The organism is Rhizobium sp. 18065 (genome assembly GCF_902706095.1).
GTDB lineage: Bacteria > Pseudomonadota > Alphaproteobacteria > Rhizobiales > Rhizobiaceae > Allorhizobium.
The window spans coordinates 109,363-128,785 of the sequence record NZ_CACSJP010000011.1; the positions used below are offsets into that span (position 1 = coordinate 109,363).

Here is a 19,423-nt window from a genome sequence, read left to right on the forward strand (position 1 = left end):
ATACGAGGTAGCATATGCTTGCGCAGGATCTGATGACGAAAAGCCCGGTTACCGTGAACGAGCAATCAAGTGTCAAACATGCCGTAGAACTGATGGTCAGACATGGCATCAGCGGCCTGCCCGTTGTCAACGATGAGGGCGTCACAAGCGGCATGCTGACGGAAGGAGACATTCTCAAGCGCAGCGAGTTGAACCGGGCGCTTGTCGTTCCGGATAATCCAGATGACGATTTCTACAGGAGCTACGTCCAGGCGCACGCAACTATGGTTGCCGACTGCATGTCTCGTGATCTTGCCTCCGTGCCCCCGAGCGCCTCTCTGGCGCAGGTGGTCGGGCTCATGCGCAACAAAGGTGTAAAACGGCTCCCGGTGATCGACAATGGTACGCTTGTGGGAATTGTCAGCCGTAAAGATGTCTTCAAAGCGATCACGCCGTCACGCGAGAATGTGGCAAGTGGTGGCGACGCACTCCGGCTTGCGTTGTCGACCCGGCTGAGGTCGGAACTTGGAATCGACCTTGGTACTTTCGACTTGCGGATAAACGGCTCGCTCGCCGAGATCTCGGGCAACCCCTTCAGCGAATATCAGAGAAAGGCAATGCGAGTGGTTGCAGAGAGCATTTCCGGCCTGTCCGGCATAAAAATTGCGAACTAGAAAATGGAATCGGAGCCTACGCCCAGTTGGGCGTAGGACGTCTCGCGTTTAACCGGAGATAACGTCACCGGCCTGCCACTGCTTCTTACCCCAGTTACGCAGCCGCATGCGACGCGCCACGACACCTGCCAAAAGAGGTGCTATTGCGAAACTCAGGAGGACCACGACGGGTATCCAGACTTTGAGATTATCGGAAAAGGCGGGTATCATCAGCACGGCAACAATGCCTACCCCGAAAAGGATGGCATTGATCAACATGCTGCAGACGATCTTCAACCATGTATCTGTGCTCAGCATCTTCAGCTCCTTTTTGACCTGAAGCTAAACTGATCCAAATCCAGATCGTTCCCACGTGCCCACCGGGTGGACGCGTTCGCGGCTCTTTCCTCTTGGCTGACGCGCAAATAGGCGCCGCTGACCAGCGACGCCGATGCCATAATTCACCTGAAGCCCATCGCGCTATTCGGCCGCCTGTTGCCGTGCCAAAGTCTGGAAGATTGCATCCTTGAGCAACATCCGCGATTTGCGCATCTCGGTCATGTGGAGATCATCGACCGGTTGAATATCTGTCTCAGCCAGGTGGATTTTATCGTTGATAGTCTCGTATTCCTCGCACTGGCGGGAAAAATGACGGTCTTCCTCGCGAAGGCGGCGCAGCAGCGCGAGACGCTCGGGGAATTCATCTGCCAGACGATGCGGGGTATTGGACATGGTTCACTCCTGTATGTGTCTAAAGGGGCGGGTCGCTCACGATCTAACGAGCAAGCAGAACGGGAACGACTGCGCCCTCGAGCATATCGCGGGTCACGCCGCCGAAGATCCGCTCGCGAAGGCGAGAATGCCCGTAGGCGCCCATGACGATCAGGTCGGCGTCGATCGCGATCGCCTTCTCGTTGAGCACATCGGCAACTGATCGTCCGCCACTGGCAATGCGCTCCACCGAGACTTTCACGCCATGCCGGGCGAGAAACGTCGCAATATCAGCGCCGGGTTCTCCGCCGTTTAAGCCGTAAGATGCAGTGGGATCGACCATCGTCACCACCACTTCTTCCGCAGCCTTCATCATCTCCAAGGCCTCGCGGACGCCCCGACTGGCTTCGACGCTTGAATCCCAGGCAAGGACAATGTTGCGTGGCGAAAGGGTCGGTTCTTTTTTCTCAGGCACCACAAGGATTGGCTTGGGAGCGCTAAACAATGCGCCGTCGATCGCGCGGGCGCGCAACTCCGGATCCAGATTGAGATTGCGGCCGATCAGGACGATATCAGCATAGCGTGCCCGGGTGCCGATCTGATTGTCCGCCAAGGCAATTTCGGTCTGAAGGAGCTCCAGTTCGAAGGATATGCCGGTGGCAGCCAGGTACTCGCGTGCCTTCTTTTCGGCCTCGAGCAATTGGAGGCGGTCCTTGTCCCGTTCCTCCAGCCAGACGGTCGAGATCGCCCCCGCATAGGCTTCAACGGCGGGGGGTACGAACATCGAAACGAGAATGGCGACCAGATGGGCCCCCTCCTTCCGCGCAAAGGCTATGGCGGAACGGAGATCCTCTTCGGGCTGATGGACGCTAAGGATGCTTATGACAGTGCGATAAGACATACGCGAGTTCTCCGACAATCTGAGTGGTGAGAATACGCATCAAAAAAGAAACGCGGTTTGATCCGAATCAAACAGGCACTCACATTTTCGAACAAGCCATGTTCGGCTCCTCAACCTCAAATGATTTCGGTCCGGAACAATATCCATTCGACAACGTTTGGAAGCTCACGTGTCCATTGCAGTTCAATGGCTGCGCAAAACCGGCTTCTGCGGTTGCATGCTACCCACACGAGTGAGAAACTTCTTGTCTGAATTTTACAAACCGGTTGCCCTGGTTGTCGAGGATGAACCCCTTCTCGCACTCTACGCTGAAGATCTTTTGTGCGATCTCGGCTACGAGGTCCACCATGCCCACAATGCCGATGTGGCGGTCCCCATGCTGCAGACCCTGAAAATCGATCTGCTCTTCACCGATATAGAAATGCCGGGTCGATGGAATGGTCTTGCTCTGGCGGTTCATGCCGCGACCGTGATGCCGGAAGTCCCGATCCTTGTGGTCTCCGGACGGCTCAAGCCCGCCCAAACAGAAATTCCTAGTTCTGCTTTGTTCTTTTCGAAGCCCTATGACGCATCTCACATCACTCAGGCGCTGCGGCTCTTCAGGAAACCCGCTTAGTCATCGGCAGACTCTTCGAGGCATATCCTATCTTGCCGGGCATATCTATTGCGACAAGTGGCCCTTATCCCAAGTATGCTATTTGTTGGAGAGAGATGCGCAAAAGTTTACGGAATTCGGTTTGGTAAAGACGCACCAAAATGCCCAATTGTGGTCAGACCGTTTGTGCCCGCGCCCAGCGCCTCTAGGGCCTCGTCGGCCGTCTGGAAATGCCACGTGTCCGCGTCTTGCCGCATTTGTCCCCCTTAGCGGTTTTTGTTCAGAAACGCCCTCTACATGCTCTCCACAAATATTCTGTTTGCCAGGGACAGGAACCCGTCCCAATGTCGGTCAGGCTCCGACCCACTCTGCCACAATACGCAAATACCTCGAAGCGACTTTGATCCGGCGCAATCGTGGAGGGTCCATCTTTCCCTTTTTTAGACGGCCGCGTCAGCGCGTGACCGGCGATACGGCGTGCAGGACTTTTGTCATGGCCTCGACACTATATGGTTTCACGAGGATCTCGGTCATTCCGTTCCCCGGGAGAGTCGGCACGTTTGGATCACCCGTCGCGAAGATGACCGCGATATCGGACTTGATGCCACGAAGGATCCTTGCGAGTTCGATTCCGGACATGCCCGGCAGTCCGACATCGGTCAACAGGAGATCAAAACGATCGGCACTGAAGAGATCGAGCGCCGTTTTCGCGTCGCCGGCTTCGGTGACGGTATGTCCGAGTTCATCTAGCATATCGACCGTGTTCATGCGGATGAGGACATCATCTTCCACTAGCAGAATATCGAGGGGGACGGCAATCGCTGGGGTCTGGGTCGGGCGAGTCGATGGCGCTGAGCCTTGCGTGGCTTGTGTTCTCTGCTGTTGATTGGCAAGGACGTGCCGGATTTTACGAGCCATCGCTTCTCTCGTATATGGCTTTGACAAGAGCTCCACCCCAGGATCCAGGCGACCGCCATGGACGATCGAATTTTCGGTGTAGCCCGACGTGAAGAGGACGGCAAGAGCCGGATCACGCTCGCGAGCGATGCTGGCGAGCTCCGGGCTTTTCAGCGGTCCAGGCATCACGACATCAGTAAACAGCAGATCCACATGAGCACCGCTCTCAAGTATGCTCAAGGCTGCGGAAGCGTCTTTTGCACTTAATATCTTGTATCCGAGGTCCGTCAGGAGCTCGACGGCTGTGGCGCGCACCGCCTCATCGTCTTCGGCAATCAGGATCGTTTCCGATCCGCCGACAATGTCAGCGGGAACCAGAACCGTGAAGACGTCCTCTTCGCGGTCCACGCGCGGGAAATAGAGCTTGATGCTCGTTCCCTGACCAGCTTCGCTGTAGATCTTGATATGACCGCCGGACTGCTTGACGAAACCGTAGACCATCGAGAGACCCAAACCGGTCCCCTTCCCTTCAGGTTTGGTGGAGAAGAACGGCTCGAAGACCTTTTCCATGACATCCGGCGTCATGCCTGTTCCGGTATCCGATACCGCCAGCATGACATATTGGCCCGGCGCAACCTCGGGATTGCCCTTCACGTATTCGCGATCGAGCACTGCATTACGAACCTCGATCGTGAGTTTTCCCGCTCCGTCCATGGCATCGCGTGCGTTAATGGAGAGGTTGAGCAACGCGTTTTCGATTTGCGTGGGATCGACCTGGACGTTCCAGAGATCCGGGTAGACCATGGTTTCGATTTCCACGGCCTCACCCAGAGTCCGCTTGAGCATGTCGTCCATGGCAGAAACCTGCCTGCCGAAATTGATGACTTTCGGCTCCAGTGGCTGGCGGCGACCAAATGAGAGCAGCTGGCTGGCGAGCTTGGCTCCGCGGTCGATACCTTGGAGCGCGTTTGCAATTCGACGCTCTGCCTTGAGGTCACCGACGAGATCTTTTTTCAGAAGCTGGAGATTCCCCGAAACGACCTGCATCAGGTTGTTGAAGTCGTGAGCAACGCCGCCGGTCAGATTGCCGATAGATTCCATTTTTTGTGCCTGTTGCAATGCAAGTTCAGTGGTCCGAAGTGCTTCAGCCGCTTCCTTTTCCGCTGTGATATCGCGACCGACAGCATGGATCAGCCGACCGTCCGGTACTGCAGTCCACGAGATGTCCCTGTAGAAACCGTCTTCCGCTCGGTACCGGTTGACAAAATTCAGTGTCCGAGCGCCCTGCGCAAGTTTTTCGAGTTCGTCCAGCGTGGCCCGCCTATCGTCTGGGTGCACGAAGTCCATGAATGATTTGCCGAGCAGCCATCGTTCCGTTTGGCCGAGAAGCAATAGGAATGCAGGGTTGGCAGCTGTGACGACGCCGTTGACATCAGCGACCAGCATGATCTCCGTCGATAGGCGCCACATGCGGTCACGGTCTGCCGTTCGGTCTTCCACTTGGCTGGCAAGATCGTTCGTCAGGTCGGCAAGCGCTTCACGGGTCGCCCGCAATTCATCGACATCGGTATTTGTACCGATCCAGCGGAAAATCCGTCCCTCGCCGTCGCGGATCGGAACTGCGCGGACAAGGTGCCATCGAAAGACACCGTCATGTCGGCGTAGGCGAAATTCGGTCTCGTAGACCGCTCCACTTTGCAGGGCCTCGAGCCAGTGGGAGGTGACCGATCCGAGGTCGTCGGGGTGGACCATCGCTGTCCAGCCATTGCCAACAAGCTCCCCTTCCACCAAGCCGCTATAGGCATAGATCCGCTCGTTGAACCAATCGAGCTGGCCATCGGCAGCAGCTGTCCAGACATGGTTCGGCAGTGCCTGCGCCAGGCCCTTGAACCGCTCTTCGCTTTCGCGCAAGGCACGCTCATTGTTGACACGGTCTGTGACGTCCTGAACGACGCCGACCAGCCGCGCGGGTTTTTCCGTCGTACCTCCTTCGAATTCCGCCTTCCGGGCGATGTAACGAAGGGCGCCGTCACCAGCGCGATGGATGCGGTACTGGACATCGAGCTGCGCTTCTTCGGTGGATCGGGTTTGCGCCGATGACCTGATGTGCCGATCTTCGGGAAGGACGCAGGTCTCTATCAGCGCAACCGGCAGGCGCTCGGCTTCTGGCACGCCGAATATCCGGCAAAATTCCGGGCTGACATGCACGACATCGCTTTTCAGGTCGATGCTGAATACGCCGACGCCACCGACCTCTTGCGCTCGATGCAGGAGCGCTTCCGATTCCTTGAGCTTCTTGTTTGCCTGGTGCTCTGAGGTCCTGTCGCGCAAGACCTTAACAAAACCGATCAGAGAGCCGCTATCATCCTGGAGCGGCGACATCTCGCCGCTTGCCCAGAACTCCTCGCCATTTTTACGGATATGCCAGCGTTCGTCGTTGGCGGCGCCGTGCTTCAGCGCCAGGCCCATTTCGGTCTCGATACGGTGGATGGATTGATCCGACCTGGTGAAGATCCGATCGGCATCCCGACCCAGCATTTCATGTTCGGACCAGCCGAAGATACGCTCCGCTCCGCGGTTCCAGCGTGCCACCTTTCCATCGATATCGAATGCGATAATCGCGTAGTCGGTCGCGCTGTCGAGAATTTGCCGGTTGCGGGCTTCACCGGCGCGCAAGGTGGTTTCCGCCTCCACCTTGCCTGTGATATCGGTTCCCTGAACGAACACACCGGTGATTTTACCCTTGCGATCAAGGATAGCCTGACAAACGATATCGACGTGACGTGTCCCAATGCGATCTTCGTCTGTTCCTTGCAAGTCCACCTTCAAGGCTCTACCGGTAAATGTCTTCCCGGTTTCAAAGACGCGGTCGAGGATCCTGCTGTAACCTTGACCTGCCAGTTCCGGGAGGGCCTGTGCAAGCGGCACTCCCACCAGATCACGACGATCGACGAGTTGGAAAAATGCGTCGTTCGCAACGTCGAAGACGTGGTTGGGACCGTAAACCGTTGCCATGAACCCCGGCGCTTGCGTAAAAAGATCCCGCAAGCGGTTACGCTCGCCGTTGAGCCACTGCTCTGTTAGCACGGTTTCGGTGGTTTCGACGACGACGGCCATGACGCCGACGATCGAGCCCGCCTCATCCATGACCGGCGAATAGTCAAGGTCGGCCCAGGCTTGATCGGGCTCTCCTTCCCGGTAGAGGGTGAGAGCTTGGTCACTGAATGAAAGGGTGTCTCCCGAAAGACAAACTGTGAGGACCCGGGCATTGAGATCGGAGGCTTCCGGCCATCCGTCGAGGACCTTCATGCCAAGCAGGGCCGGGTGGCGGCTGCCTGCGAAAGCCGCGTAGCCGTCATTGTAGATCATAATGCCGTCCGGACCCCAGAGCGTTGCAATCGCCAAAGGCGACCGCATGATCAGCAGGACAGTCGAGCGCATGGCAGCTGGCCATGTTTCGATGGCTCCCACTGCGGTCTGCGACCAGTCGAATGCGGCTACCAGCTGGCCGGTTGGGCCGCTTTCCTTGAGCAATGGAAGAAAACTTGTATTCAATTCACAGGCCCCAGCATGATCTCGAAGCAAGTTGCGACAGTATAAGCTATGCACGATGGGAACCCGATACGGCAACACTTAAGCGAGCGAGCGAGGCCCTGGATCGAAACGCATTGCAAGAGTCCGGACAAAGTCATAACTGCGGGGGATTATATAAGCGACACCTTCGAACCCATTCCACCAAGATCGAACCAACCGGCAGGCAAGACCCAACGCTCCTCATCGCTCTGCCCTCTAGGGGAGAGGAAACACGCTACCCCCACCACCAAATCAAAGCCCAGGATGCGGCAGCAGGGCGGCGAAGGGAACGGGCGCTATCTGCCGACCAAACCCCATCCGGAAGGAACCACTGGTCATCACCGGTCTCGACTCCAATAGTCGATCGCCCAACTACGCTCTCAAGGAGAGCCTATCACGCCTGGAGTGCTCGTCTTATCTTACGGATCACCACCCCTCGCGCCTTATCGTCTGCGGCGTTTCGAAGTTCGGACTGAAGATCGAGCAGCAGCTTCTGATAATCGTTGTTCCAATCGCGATGTCCGGCTTGCTGGGGATCGATGCGGGGCGGCGGCGCATCAGGCGAGATATCGATCGGTCCGCTGAGTTCCAAACGAAAAGCAGAATCGAGCCGGGGACGATAGACGCGATCCTCGCCGACAAGGGCAGCGGCTCTGTGCGCCATTGCTTCCAACGCGTCTTGCTCGCCGTGGACAAGAAAGACCGCCTGTCGAACCGGCAGCCGTTCTGCCAACCACGCGGACAGTTCGGCGCCATCGGCGTGGCCGCTATAAACATCGATGGAACGAATCCGGGCTCGAACGCTGATCTCGTCCCCTTGGATCCGGACGGTGGCTGCGCCGTCCTGAAGTATTCGTCCGAGGGTACCGGCAGCCTGAAAACCGACGAGCAACACAGTTCCTTCTTCGCGCCACAACCAATTCTTGAGGCGGTGGCGTATTCGCCCCGCTTCGCACATTCCGCTTGCCGCGATGACAATATGGAACCCGTGGATGAAGTCGACCGCCTTCGATTGTTCGACGGTTTGGGTAAACCGCACGTTCTTTGAACGGATCGCCCTGACCAGCAGGTCACCATTTTCAAGATCATGACGGTGCTTTTCGAAGATTTCAGTCGCTCGGATCGCCAACGGTGAATCGATGATAATCGGGCAGGATGGAATTTCGCCCTTTTCCATCAAATATACCAGGTCGGCGAGCAGTTCCTGTGTCCGCTCCACCGCAAAGGACGGAATGATCAGGGCACCCTCGCGATGTTGGCTGGCGGCTGAAACCTCAAGGGCGAGAATCCGGCGCCGACCTTCATCGGTCGTGTCGAAGCGGTCTGTACCGCCGTAGGTGCTTTCACAAACGACGTAGTCGAAACCCGCTGGTGCCTCCGGGTCATGCTGAAGCAGCTTGAAACCAGAACCGATGTCTCCGGAAAACAACAACCGGAGCCGATCATCCGCTTGCCCGATTTCCATTTCTATGGAAGCCGAACCGAGAAGATGGCCGGCGTTCCAGAAACGCACATGAATATCTTCCGCAATCTCCTGCCACTGGCGCAGTGGTACCGGTCGAAACTGGGTTAACACGATTGCCGCGTCCGCCGCATCATAGATTGGCTCGACCTGTCCTCGCGATCGTCGGCGATTGCGCCGGTTAAGCTGCTCGACTTCGAACTGCTGGATATGGGCGGAATCCGGCAGCATCACGCTGCAGAGGTCCATCGTGCCACCGGTCGCATAGATTGGTCCTCTGTAGCCGAAACGTGCCAGCTTCGGCAAAAGTCCGGCATGATCGATATGCGCGTGGGTGAGCACAACCGCCAGGATACTTTCAGGATCGAACGGAAAAGGGCGGTAATTCAGTTCTTTTTCCGTTTTGGAACCTTGGAACATACCGCAGTCGATAAGGATTTTCCCGCTGGCGGTTTCGATTGCGAAGCAAGAGCCGGTCACCGTGCCGGCCGCCCCGTGGAACCTGATTATGGGTCGATTTTGCATGCTTGTGCCCTCCCGCTGTTAGAATACATTCTTTTAAACCTGTTGCGTATTGATCCTGATCATTACCCGCGAGGTGCGATGTCAGCGCCTTGCGATATCCATCGCACATTTCTGCACTTGATACTTGTCTGCCAAGCTATAGCTTGAGCTGAGGTCATGTGTTCGTGATGGAACTTTTATAGAATGATGGGCGTTTACAACGCCAAACAGGCGGGGGAGGAACTATGGGTCAATTTACCACTGGTGAGCGCGAATTGGGCGCGGCCGTCCTCATTCTTCTCGCCATTATCGGCGTCGCGATGGCCGCCGTGGGACGATACGATCCGCTCGGCATTCACGGAGCTATCGTACTGTTTTACAGCGTTGGACTGCTGTTTCTGTTGTTTTCCGGATCATTCGCTTCTCCTCCCGATCCGGAGAGGTTTAGCAGGTACTACGACGATCCGATCAAAGTGGGCGTCTGTCTCACCCTGCTTTGGGCAATTTTCGGCATGTTCGTCGGGGTATGGGCTGCCGCGCAACTCGCCTGGCCGTCTCTGAATTTCGACACGTCTTGGGCGAGTTTCGGTCGCATCCGCCCGGCTCACACCACCGGCGTTATTTTCGGTTTCGGCGGGAACGCCTTGCTGACAACGTCCTTCCACGTGGTCCAGCGAACGTCACGGGCTCGACTTGCCGACCAGTTCTCCCCGTGGTTTGTCCTTCTTGGGTTCAATCTCTTCTGTCTTATCGCCGTTTCCGGCTATTTCCTTGGTGTGACCCAGTCCAAGGAGTACGCCGAAGCCGAATGGTACGCCGACATCTGGCTCGTGATCGTCTGGGTAACATATTTCTTCCTGTATGTTCGGACCTTGGCACGACGCAAAGAGCCCCACATCTATGTCGCCAACTGGTATTATCTGGCATTCATAATCGTGGTCGCCATCCTGCATATCGTCAACAACCTCGCAGTCCCGATTTCGCTTGGCCATGCGAAGAGCTACACAATCTGGGCTGGAGTCCAGGACTCGATGGTACAGTGGTGGTATGGGCACAATGCCGTCGCATTCTTCCTGACCGCAGGCTTTTTGGCGATGCTTTATTACTATCTTCCCAAGCGCGCCGAGAGGCCGATTTTCTCCTATCGTCTGTCAATCCTGAGCTTCTGGGGCATTACATTCTTCTACATGTGGGCTGGCTCGCATCACCTGCATTACACGGCGCTTCCCCATTGGGTACAAAACCTCGGCATGACGTTTTCGGTCATGCTCCTGGTTCCGTCCTGGGCATCTGCCGGAAACGCTCTTCTGACCCTCAACGGCGCCTGGCATAAGGTGCGGGACGACGCCACGCTTCGATTCATGATGATGGCCGCGTTTTTCTACGGCCTTTCCACATTCGAAGGGTCGTTCCTGGCCATTCGCCCTGTAAACTCGCTGTCGCACTATACCGACTGGACCGTCGGCCATGTCCATGCCGGCGCTCTTGGGTGGGTCGCGATGATCACCTTCGGCGCGCTCTACACGCTGGTCCCGTCGATCTGGAAGCGCGAAAGGATGTATTCGGCCGCGCTCGTCGAAGTGCATTTCTGGCTCGCACTCATCGGAACCCTCATCTACGTCTTTGCCATGTGGAATTCCGGCATCATCCAAGGGCTGATGTGGCGGACCTACTCTCCCGACAACACACTGGTCTATTCGTTCGTCGATACGCTGGTCGCGATGTACCCCTATTATATCGCGCGTGCTTTTGGTGGGTTGCTGTTCCTCCTCGGCGCAATCGTCGCGGCATACAACGTCTGGATGACGATCCGAACACCGGAGACCGTCCTCAAAGAGGCGAGCGATGATCTGCCGATCGGAGCAGGCACTTTGAACGGTGCCACCACCTCGCCTGCGGAGTAGACCTATGCCGGAACTGATGCACAGAAAGCTTGAACGATCTGCGACGGGTTTCATGCTGGCAATCATTGCCGCTGCAAGTGTCGGCGGGATCGTGGAAATCGCCCCGTTGTTCACGATCGACGATACCGTCGAAACCGTAACAGACATGCGCCTTTACACCCCTTTGGAATTGGCCGGACGTGATATTTATGTGCGCGAAGGCTGTTATGCCTGTCATAGTCAGATGATCCGCACGTTGCGAGATGAAGTCGAGCGCTACGGACCTTATTCGCTCGCCGTGGAATCCCAGTATGATCACCCGATGCTGTGGGGATCAAAAAGGACCGGTCCGGATCTCGCCCGTATCGGAGGTAAATACTCCGACTTCTGGCACGTGGCGCATCTCACCAACCCTCGAGACGTCGTACCGGAATCGAACATGCCGTCCTATCGATGGCTTGCGACGACGCCCCTCGACCTCACGGACCTGCCTCTTAAACTGCGAGCACAAAAGGCAGTCGGGGTGCCTTACACCGACGAGATGATTTCGAATGCGTCGCGAGATGCGTATGGACAGGCATTGCCGGATAGCGAACAGGCGTCGGGCGTCAGCGAAAGATACGGCGAGGCGACACAGATTTCGGCGTTCGATGGAGTGACCACCAATGTTACCGAGATGGATGCCTTGGTCGCGTACTTGCAGGTTCTTGGACAGCTGACGAAAGCCGCATACGAAAACACCGCCGCGCCCGAACAGATGCCCAACCCGAACGATTGAGAGGACGAGATGGACGTCAGTCATGACACGCTGGTCGAAGCGGCCAAGACATGGGGCCTGTTCTATCTGATCGGCTTCTCGATTTGTGTCGTCATTTATACCTTCCTTCCTTCCAACAGGTCGCGTTTCGAGCGCGCCGAAGAGCATGTCTTTGACAAGGAGGATCGCCCGTGGATGTAGAAGAGGTCGATCCGGTCAGCGGTCGAAAAACGACCGGACACGTTTGGAATGGAATCAAGGAGCTCGATACCCCGATCCCCAGGGGCGTTTTGCTGTTCCTCATTGTGACGCACGTTTTTGCCGTGCTGTGGTGGTTCTTGATGCCCACCTGGCCCTTGGGAGCAACCTACACGAAAGGCTTGCTCGGCTCCGACCAGAAAAGCACCGTCGAGGAAACCTTGCGTGACGCCAACGCCGCGCGCGTACCCTGGAGCAAGCAGATCGAAACGATGTCCTACGACGAAGTCCGCGCCGATGAGCAGCTGATGGTGAAGGTCCGCTCGAACGGGCATCAGCTTTTCGGTGACAACTGCGCAGCCTGTCACGGCAGGGATGGCAAAGGCGGGCGAAATTATCCTGACCTCACCGATGACGATTGGATTTGGGGCGGCGGTCCTGAACGAATTGCCCAGACATTGACGGTGGGCGTCAATTCCCGGCATCCTGACAGCCGGGTCGGACAGATGCCGGCTTTCGGCCGAGACGAGATGCTGGACCGTCAACAGGTGTCGGACGTGGCCGCCTATGTTCGAGCCTTGAGCGATCCTTCGACATCCACAGCGGCCAATATCGCTCAGCTGGACAAGGGTCGGGAAGTTTTCGTTACGACATGCGTCGCCTGTCATGGCGAGAATGCCAAAGGAAATCCGGAACTCGGAGCACCAAATCTGACCGATCAGCACTGGATTTATGGCGGCAGCCTCCAGACGATCATCGATACGATTCACGGCGGGCGCCAGGGGCACATGCCGACATGGGACGAGCGGCTCACCCCCGTGGAAATCAAGGTTCTCGCGCTCTACGTGAACGCCCTGGGCCAGAAGGAACCGTGATGGCAAGCATTTTACCTGAACCCGTCAAACGATCGGTATCGGTGTGGGTCGTAGTGGCTGTCGTCGGCTTGGTCCTGATCGGCGCCAATGCTCACTTGGCGTATGTCGCCTTTTCCAGTCAACCGGACTGCGTGGTGCATCTAAAGGACAAGGGCGAGGCGCCCGGAAAATTTCGCGCTGCCAAATCGGCATGTTGAGCAGGAGACGACGATGGCCGGCAGAGAACATTCCCCCGTATTGATTTCCGAGGTCTCGGATATCGAGGAGACGCGTAATATCAGGTGGAAACGAGATCTCTCCTGGGCGGCACCCTTGCGATGGCTTTCGTTGGGCTGGAAAGATCTCTGGACGCGACCTGTTCCAAGTCTCCTGTATGGGGTGGCTGTGTGCGCCGCCTCCATCGTTTTCATTGTCTATATGTTCGATACCGGCAGGGATTATTTCCTGTTTCCTGCACTGGCGGGGTTTCTCATCGTCGGACCGCTGGTGGCAGCGGGCCTTTATCTCAAAAGCCGCAACATCGAAAGCGGGACGCAGGTAACCCTTCGAACCATGCTGGCTGTTCAGCCGCTCGCCGGTGCACAGGTCTTTTTTACCGGAATGATTCTGGTGATGCTGATGATGCTTTGGATGAGGGCCGCGGTTCTGGTGTATGCCCTTTTCTTCGGGATACAGCCCTTTCCAGGCCTGCCACAGGTCCTTCACATACTCATCACGACTTCGACCGGCTGGGCCATGCTCGTCGTAGGGAGTCTCATTGGATCGCTGTTCGCCGGTTTCGCGTTCGCGATAAGCGTCTTTTCCATCCCGATGTTGCTCGATCGTCGGATCGATACGATCACTGCCATGGCGATCAGTACCGCAATGGTCTGGAATAATCTGCGGCCATCCTTGATGTGGGGTGCCATCGTGCTGGCGCTCTTCCTCGTCAGCATCGCAACGGGTTTGATCGGATTGATTGTTATTTTTCCGTGGCTGGGTCATGCGACATGGCATGCTTATCGAGAGATGCGGTAGATATCATGGCTTGTTGCGGCTCGCCCATGGGACCGACGGATGCGGTAACGGCGCAAGCCTGCAGCGCCGATGAAATGGCGATTGCAAGCAAATCGCTCGCGAACGGGCTGCAGCAATCCGTGTTGTCCGTTCCTGCGATGCATTGTGCCGCATGCATAGGAGCGATCGAGAAAACTCTATCGAAACTCGAGGGGGTCAGCCTTGCGCGGGCGAACCTTTCGACGCGCACGGTGACTGTGAACTGGACCATGGTCGAGGGTCAGCCGCCAGCCATGGTGGAAGCTCTCGCAGCAATAGGCTTCGCCTCACACCCGCCAGCGAGTGAAATTGAAACGGATGAAGGAGTGCACACCGGGCTCGTCAGCCGTCTGGCCGTCGCCGGATTCTGCTCGATGAACATTATGCTTTTATCCGTATCAGTATGGGCAGGTGCGGATCCTGCCACGCGACAGGCTTTCCATTTGATATCTGCGATACTGGCTTGTCCCGCGGTGCTTTATTCCGGCAGCGTCTTCTACATGTCCGCTGCGCAAGCGCTGGCGCATGGTCGGGTCAACATGGACGTGCCCATAAGCCTGGGCATCATTTTGTCATTCATGCTCAGTCTCTACGATGCGCTGACCGATGCCCCTCATGCGTATTTCGAGGCGAGCACATCGCTGGTTTTTGTGCTGCTGATCGGTCGCGTGCTGGACAATACGATGAGACGGAAGGCAAAATCTGCCGTCGCAGCCTTGGCTCGTCTCTCTCCGCGCGGCGCGAACCTGGTGACCGAAGCCGGGACGATTGGCTATGTCGCACTCTCGGATATCAAAGCTGGAATGCGGCTGCTTGTCCCTGTCGGCGGGCGATGCCCGGTCGACGGGACGGTCGCAGAGGGAGAATCGGAGACGGATGCTTCCCTCGTCACGGGCGAAAGCCGCTGGAAAAGCGTCCGTCCCGGTAGCGACGTGCGCGCCGGCGAGTTGAACATAACGACCGCCTTCATTGTCCGGGCCTCCGTCGATGCCTCGCAGTCCCTGATTTTCGAAATGAGCCGCATGCTGCAGGAGGCTGAGGACGGTCGCTCGCGTTATCGCCGCCTTGCAGACCGGGCGGCCGGGCTTTATGCGCCGGTCGTGCATTCGGTATCTGCCTTGGCCCTTGTCGGTTGGCTGATCGCCACGGGAGACCTGCACAAGGCTCTCACGATCGCCATCGCAGTCCTAATCATCACCTGTCCTTGTGCACTCGGTCTCGCCGTTCCCATGGTGCAGGTCGTCCTTGCTCGTCGTCTGTTCGAACGAGGCGTCATGGCCACAGATGGGTCCGCTTACGAGAGGCTGAATGAAATTGATACCGTGATATTCGACAAAACTGGCACGCTGACCACCGGTCAACCGGCATTGCTGAACGGAAAAGCCATTCCCGACGAGCATCTCATTCTGGCGGGATCGTTGGCGCAGGTATCCGACCACCCAATTTCGCTGGCGATCCGAACTGCTTTCGCAAAGACGGGTTTAAGGACAGGCACATTCACGAACGTCGTCGAAAAACCCGGCCTCGGGATAGAAGGCTCAAATGATGGTCATACGTATCGTCTGGGCCGCTGCGACTGGGCTGTAGCCGATGGCGAGGCGAAGGCATCGACGGTCTTGTCGAGAAACGGGCAATCCATCGCCTCCTTCCAGTTCGGAGAAACCATCCGGCCCGGCGCTGTGGAACTTGTGCAATTTCTGAAGAGAAACGGAAAGAATGTCGCGGTTTTCTCCGGAGACTCGCAATCCGCCGTGAAAGCCATCTCGCAACAGGTCGGGATAACCGATTACACTGCCGGTCTCCTGCCGGGTGAGAAAGTTGCCGGCGTTCAGCGCTTGCAGGTTCAAGGCAGGAGGGTCCTGATGATTGGAGACGGCATCAATGACGCGCCAGCACTTAAGGCAGCCCATGTGTCCATGGCCCCCTCGACAGCCAGTGACATCGGACGCAGTGCGGCTGATTTCATATTTTTGGCCGACAGCTTGTGGCCGGTGACCGATACGATTGACGCTGCGAGTCGGGCGCATACGCTTATCCGGCAGAATTTTGCCCTTGCTGCGCTCTACAATCTTATTAGTCTGCCTTTCGCCCTTTCGGGCCTCGTGACACCGCTTGCGGCTGCCATCGCCATGTCTACATCATCCATTATAGTCGTAGCCAACGCACTTCGCTTGCGTGCCGTTCCAACCAAAGTTCTGGGCGAATGGCAAATGACCCCGGTACCCAGGGAGGCTGTAGGTTGACCGCGTTGGAGGTACTTGTTCCTCTTTCTGTTGCAATGGGTGTTGTCGGCCTGGCTGCATTCCTGTGGTCGATGCGCAACAGGCAGTATGAAGACCTGGATGGCGCGGCTGAAAGGATACTTCTCGATGACAATGATGAGCCTGGCTGAGTGATCGGTTAGTTGTGTCGAATAAACCGGTAAAGAGAGGATGATACGGTGGTCAATGATACGGAGGTTCCAAAAACTGGCAGCCGGAACGGTCACGATGCTTTGAGGCGAGTGGTCGACCCGTCTGATGCCGTCACGGGCATGGGCTTCATTTTTGGACTGGTTGGGGCTGTGATGGGCATCGGAGCCGCGATCTATCTGTCCCCAAGCATTGCTTGGAGCCTGATAGGCTATTGTTTGCTGGCAGCACTGGCGGGAGGCTCTGCCGGTGTCGTTACTGGCGGGATGATCGGCGCGGCTATGGCGGTTTTGCGGGGTGTCACCCAGTCCCCGATGGCGCGACGCACTGTGGACCTGCAAGATCGATCGATACCTGATAATCCCCAATAATACGGCTCCTCACTGATTTTGACTCTTTTGCTTCCCAAACCGCGATGAATCTGAATCTCTGGCGCAAACCGGACGTTTGCGATGGGAGCAGCGATTTCATTACGGGCAGATTTCAACGCGGAAGGTCGTCGGCGTCTCGCTCGTCGGAGCAAGCATGCAGCTCAGGCGCGCCGACTGCTGGCGCTTGCCCTGATCTATGACGGAGGTTCGCGCTCGGATGCGGCGCGGCTAGGCAATGTCACGCGTCACATCGTGCGGGACTGGGTCATGCGGTTATGCGACTGGCCCTGACGGGCTGGTCGATGGCAAGGCTCCTGGCCCCAAGTTGCTGCTGGGTCGGATGTGTTGAAGACCGGCAAATACTTGATGCGCTATGGTTCGCAGCGGGCATGTGCCCGTCGCGGATCAGGTAGAAGGCGGCCGCAAGTCCCGCGATGCCACCGCCTACGATCCATGCCTTCCGCTTTTCGATGCCGACGATCGGCAGCGGGCAGGACCGCTGATAGACGCCGGCCATGTCGGGCGGCGGCAGGGTGTTATCCGGGCTGTTGTGCCACCAGGTCCGCGAGGGCATCCGGCCCCTGTTTTACGGCGCGGGCCGGCTGCGGATAGATCGGTTTGCTCGTGTCTTCGGACATGGCGGCCTCTATCGCGGACGAGTTTCGGGACCGGGAGGAATGCGTGCCCGGATAGTCTTCTGCGACGCGTGTGCCCGCGCGGCCGTTCAGAATGGCGACCGCGTCTTCCAGCCGACCGATCCCGCTAAAACCGCCGCACTCCGCAAAATTACCCGCGGCGGCGACCTTCGGCCCCATCGACCCTGCGGGCACACCGAGCGCGCGGGCCTCTTCCGTCGTCAGTTTCGGGATCGGCGCGGCGCTGTCGCTGCCGAAATCGCGATAGACTGCATCGACATCGGTCAGCAGCAATAAGGCATCAGCCCCGAGCTGACGGGCAAGCAAGGCACTCGCTGCGTCCTTGTCGATTACCGCCTCGACACCGATCAGGCTGCCATCGTCGCGCCGCACGACGGGGATGCCGCCGCCCCCGGTGCAAATGACGATGACTCCCTGATCCAGCAAAAGCTGGAGGACCTTAAGATCGGGAATCTCGACGGGCTTCGGCGACGGCACGACCCGCCGCCATTTGTCGCCATCGGCGGCGATCGTCCAGCCGGCGGCCGTTGCCCGCGCTTCCGCCTCGTCCTTCTCATAGACGGGGCCTACGAACTTCGTCGGCTTGGCAAAGGCCGGGTCGCGGCTATCCACCACAACCTGTGTCAGGAGCGTTGCCACGGGGCGGTCGTGCCCCAGGGCATTCTCAAGTTCCTGCTCGATCATGTAGCCGATCATGCCTTCGGTTTCCGCACCGAGCACATCGAGCGGATAGGCCTCGTTCGGCCTGTAGGCTGCGCCCTGCAGCGCCAGAAGGCCGACCTGCGGGCCGTTGCCATGGGTGACCACAAGACGGTGGCCCGCTTTCACGATCGCGGCCAGCGCCGCGGCGGCCACCTGAACGTTCTGCCGCTGCGCCTCGGCGGTCAGCGGCTCGCCGCGTTTCAACAGGGCATTGCCGCCCAAGGCTGCAACGACCAGCATCTCAGGCTCCCAGCGTGGCGACGAGCACCGCCTTGATCGTGTGCAGGCGGTTCTCCGCCTGGTCGAAAACGATCGAGGCCGGGCTTTCGAACACCTCCTCGGTCACCTCCATCGCATCGAGACCGAACTCAGCCTTGATGTCGGCGCCCACGGTCGTCTCGGTGTTGTGGAAGGCCGGCAGGCAGTGCATGAACTGCGCCCGCGGGTTTCCCGTCTTCGCCATCAGCGCGGCGTTCACCTGGTAGGGTGTCAAAAGCGTGATCCGCTCCGCCCATTTCTCCTTCGCCTCCCCCATCGAGACCCAGACATCGGTATAGACGAAATCGACGCCCTTCACCGCGGCATCGATATCCTCGGCGATCATGATCCGCGCGCCGGTCTCGACTGCGATCACCTGTGCCTCGTCCTGGATCGCCTGGGCAGGCCAGCAGGCCTTCGGCGCGCACAGCCGCACATCCATGCCCATCTTGGCGCCGCCGATCAGCAGGCTGTCGCCCATATTGTTGGACGCATCGCCGATGAACACATAGGAAACCTGATGCAGCGGCTTTTCGACGTTTTCCTGCATAGTCAGAAAGTCGGCGAGGATCTGGGTGGGGTGAAATTCGTTCGTCAGGCCGTTATAGACCGGCACACCGGAATATTTGGCGAGCTCCTCGACGATCTGCTGGCCGAAGCCGCGGTATTCGATTGCATCGTAGATGCGCCCGAGAACCCGTGCCGTGTCCTTGACCGATTCCTTGTGCCCGATATGGCTGCCGGTTGGCCCCAGATAGGTGACGCGTGCGCCCTGGTCATAGGCCGCCACCTCGAAGCCGACGCGGGTGCGGGTCGAATCCTTTTCGAAGATCAGGGCAATATCCTTGCCCTGCAGCTTGGGAACCTCGGTTCCGGCGTATTTGGCGGTCTTGAGGTCGGCGGCGAGCTTCAGCAGGAAGGCGATCTCGCGGGGCGTGTAGTCGCGAAGCGTGAGGAAGCTGCGGTTCTTGAGATTGAAAGCCATGGTAATTACCCCTTGAG

The 19,423-nt window shown here is 57.9% G+C and carries 18 protein-coding genes and 2 pseudogenes; 12 read left to right on the plus strand and 8 right to left on the minus strand.

Going from position 1 to position 19,423, the window contains the following annotated elements; all coding sequences use genetic code 11:
* Positions 1 to 14 precede the first annotated feature (14 nt).
* A complete protein-coding gene (locus GVK95_RS21330; protein WP_159952701.1) occupies positions 15 to 653 on the plus strand; it encodes a CBS domain-containing protein in 639 nt (212 codons plus the stop codon).
* A 48-nt stretch (positions 654 to 701) separates the two neighbouring features.
* On the opposite strand, the gene GVK95_RS21335 is transcribed toward GVK95_RS21330, so the two are convergent.
* The 3 genes from GVK95_RS21335 to GVK95_RS21345 all read right to left on the minus strand — a co-directional run bounded on the left by GVK95_RS21335 (position 702) and on the right by GVK95_RS21345 (position 2,244).
* Complete coding sequence (locus tag GVK95_RS21335; protein WP_159952702.1) at positions 702 to 950, minus strand: hypothetical protein; 249 nt, start codon at positions 948 to 950, stop codon at positions 702 to 704.
* Positions 951 to 1,112: 162 nt separating this feature from the next.
* Positions 1,113 to 1,364, minus strand: a complete 252-nt coding sequence (locus GVK95_RS21340) for a DUF465 domain-containing protein (protein ID WP_159952703.1) — start codon at positions 1,362 to 1,364, stop codon at positions 1,113 to 1,115.
* A gap of 43 nt (positions 1,365 to 1,407) precedes the next feature.
* Positions 1,408 to 2,244: a universal stress protein gene (locus tag GVK95_RS21345; protein WP_159952704.1), complete on the minus strand. Its 837-nt coding sequence runs from the start codon at positions 2,242 to 2,244 to the stop codon at positions 1,408 to 1,410.
* Positions 2,245 to 2,413: 169 nt separating this feature from the next.
* Here GVK95_RS21345 and GVK95_RS21350 point away from each other — a divergent pair, with 169 nt between their 5' ends.
* Positions 2,414 to 2,860, plus strand: a complete 447-nt coding sequence (locus GVK95_RS21350) for a response regulator (protein WP_159952705.1) — start codon at positions 2,414 to 2,416, stop codon at positions 2,858 to 2,860.
* Between the two features lie 432 nt (positions 2,861 to 3,292).
* Here the strand turns inward: GVK95_RS21350 and GVK95_RS25445 are convergent, their stop codons facing one another.
* Both GVK95_RS25445 and GVK95_RS21360 read right to left on the minus strand, forming a co-directional pair.
* Positions 3,293 to 7,291 (minus strand): PAS domain S-box protein, encoded by a 3,999-nt coding sequence (locus GVK95_RS25445; protein WP_348532457.1) that lies wholly within the window; start codon positions 7,289 to 7,291, stop codon positions 3,293 to 3,295.
* A gap of 412 nt (positions 7,292 to 7,703) precedes the next feature.
* A complete protein-coding gene (locus GVK95_RS21360; RefSeq protein ID WP_159952706.1) occupies positions 7,704 to 9,296 on the minus strand; it encodes an MBL fold metallo-hydrolase in 1,593 nt (530 codons plus the stop codon).
* Between the two features lie 224 nt (positions 9,297 to 9,520).
* Between GVK95_RS21360 and ccoN the strand changes: the two genes are divergently transcribed.
* The 10 genes and pseudogenes from ccoN to GVK95_RS25320 form a co-directional block, all read left to right on the plus strand.
* Positions 9,521 to 11,179 (plus strand): cytochrome-c oxidase, cbb3-type subunit I, encoded by a 1,659-nt coding sequence (ccoN, locus tag GVK95_RS21365; protein WP_159952707.1) that lies wholly within the window; start codon positions 9,521 to 9,523, stop codon positions 11,177 to 11,179.
* A 4-nt stretch (positions 11,180 to 11,183) separates the two neighbouring features.
* A complete protein-coding gene (gene ccoO / locus GVK95_RS21370; RefSeq protein ID WP_159952708.1) occupies positions 11,184 to 11,936 on the plus strand; it encodes a cytochrome-c oxidase, cbb3-type subunit II in 753 nt (250 codons plus the stop codon).
* Positions 11,937 to 11,945: 9 nt separating this feature from the next.
* The gene (locus GVK95_RS21375) at positions 11,946 to 12,116 is read left to right on the plus strand and encodes a cbb3-type cytochrome c oxidase subunit 3 (RefSeq protein WP_159952709.1); all 171 of its coding nucleotides are present in this window, start codon (positions 11,946 to 11,948) and stop codon (positions 12,114 to 12,116) included.
* Positions 12,107 to 12,988, plus strand: a complete 882-nt coding sequence (gene ccoP / locus GVK95_RS21380) for a cytochrome-c oxidase, cbb3-type subunit III (RefSeq protein ID WP_159952710.1) — start codon at positions 12,107 to 12,109, stop codon at positions 12,986 to 12,988. Before GVK95_RS21375 ends, ccoP begins: the two co-directional genes overlap by 10 nt.
* Positions 12,988 to 13,185: a hypothetical protein gene (locus tag GVK95_RS21385; protein WP_159952711.1), complete on the plus strand. Its 198-nt coding sequence runs from the start codon at positions 12,988 to 12,990 to the stop codon at positions 13,183 to 13,185. The genes ccoP and GVK95_RS21385 overlap by 1 nt, the downstream gene beginning before the upstream one ends.
* A 13-nt stretch (positions 13,186 to 13,198) precedes the next feature.
* On the plus strand, positions 13,199 to 14,005 hold the full coding sequence (locus tag GVK95_RS21390) for a DUF2189 domain-containing protein (RefSeq protein WP_159952712.1): 807 nt from the start codon (positions 13,199 to 13,201) through the stop codon (positions 14,003 to 14,005).
* A gap of 26 nt (positions 14,006 to 14,031) precedes the next feature.
* Complete coding sequence (locus tag GVK95_RS21395) at positions 14,032 to 16,266, plus strand: heavy metal translocating P-type ATPase (protein ID WP_244618852.1); 2,235 nt, start codon at positions 14,032 to 14,034, stop codon at positions 16,264 to 16,266.
* Positions 16,263 to 16,415: a cbb3-type cytochrome oxidase assembly protein CcoS gene (gene ccoS, locus GVK95_RS21400; protein ID WP_159952713.1), complete on the plus strand. Its 153-nt coding sequence runs from the start codon at positions 16,263 to 16,265 to the stop codon at positions 16,413 to 16,415. Before GVK95_RS21395 ends, ccoS begins: the two co-directional genes overlap by 4 nt.
* A gap of 48 nt (positions 16,416 to 16,463) precedes the next feature.
* On the plus strand, positions 16,464 to 16,805 hold the full coding sequence (locus GVK95_RS21405; protein ID WP_159952714.1) for a hypothetical protein: 342 nt from the start codon (positions 16,464 to 16,466) through the stop codon (positions 16,803 to 16,805).
* A gap of 81 nt (positions 16,806 to 16,886) precedes the next feature.
* Positions 16,887 to 17,109, plus strand: a pseudogene (locus tag GVK95_RS25320) (helix-turn-helix domain-containing protein); the annotation flags it as partial.
* A gap of 84 nt (positions 17,110 to 17,193) precedes the next feature.
* Here GVK95_RS25320 and GVK95_RS25325 read toward each other — a convergent pair.
* The 3 genes and pseudogenes from GVK95_RS25325 to argF all read right to left on the minus strand — a co-directional run.
* Positions 17,194 to 17,364 (minus strand): annotated as a pseudogene (locus GVK95_RS25325) (oleate hydratase); the annotation flags it as partial.
* Positions 17,342 to 18,403: a carbamate kinase gene (arcC, locus tag GVK95_RS21415; RefSeq protein WP_159952716.1), complete on the minus strand. Its 1,062-nt coding sequence runs from the start codon at positions 18,401 to 18,403 to the stop codon at positions 17,342 to 17,344. The gene arcC and the pseudogene GVK95_RS25325, both read right to left, overlap by 23 nt.
* Position 18,404: 1 nt before the next feature.
* The gene (gene argF, locus GVK95_RS21420) at positions 18,405 to 19,406 is read right to left on the minus strand and encodes an ornithine carbamoyltransferase (protein WP_159952717.1); all 1,002 of its coding nucleotides are present in this window, start codon (positions 19,404 to 19,406) and stop codon (positions 18,405 to 18,407) included.
* Between the last annotated feature and the right edge of the window lie 17 nt (positions 19,407 to 19,423).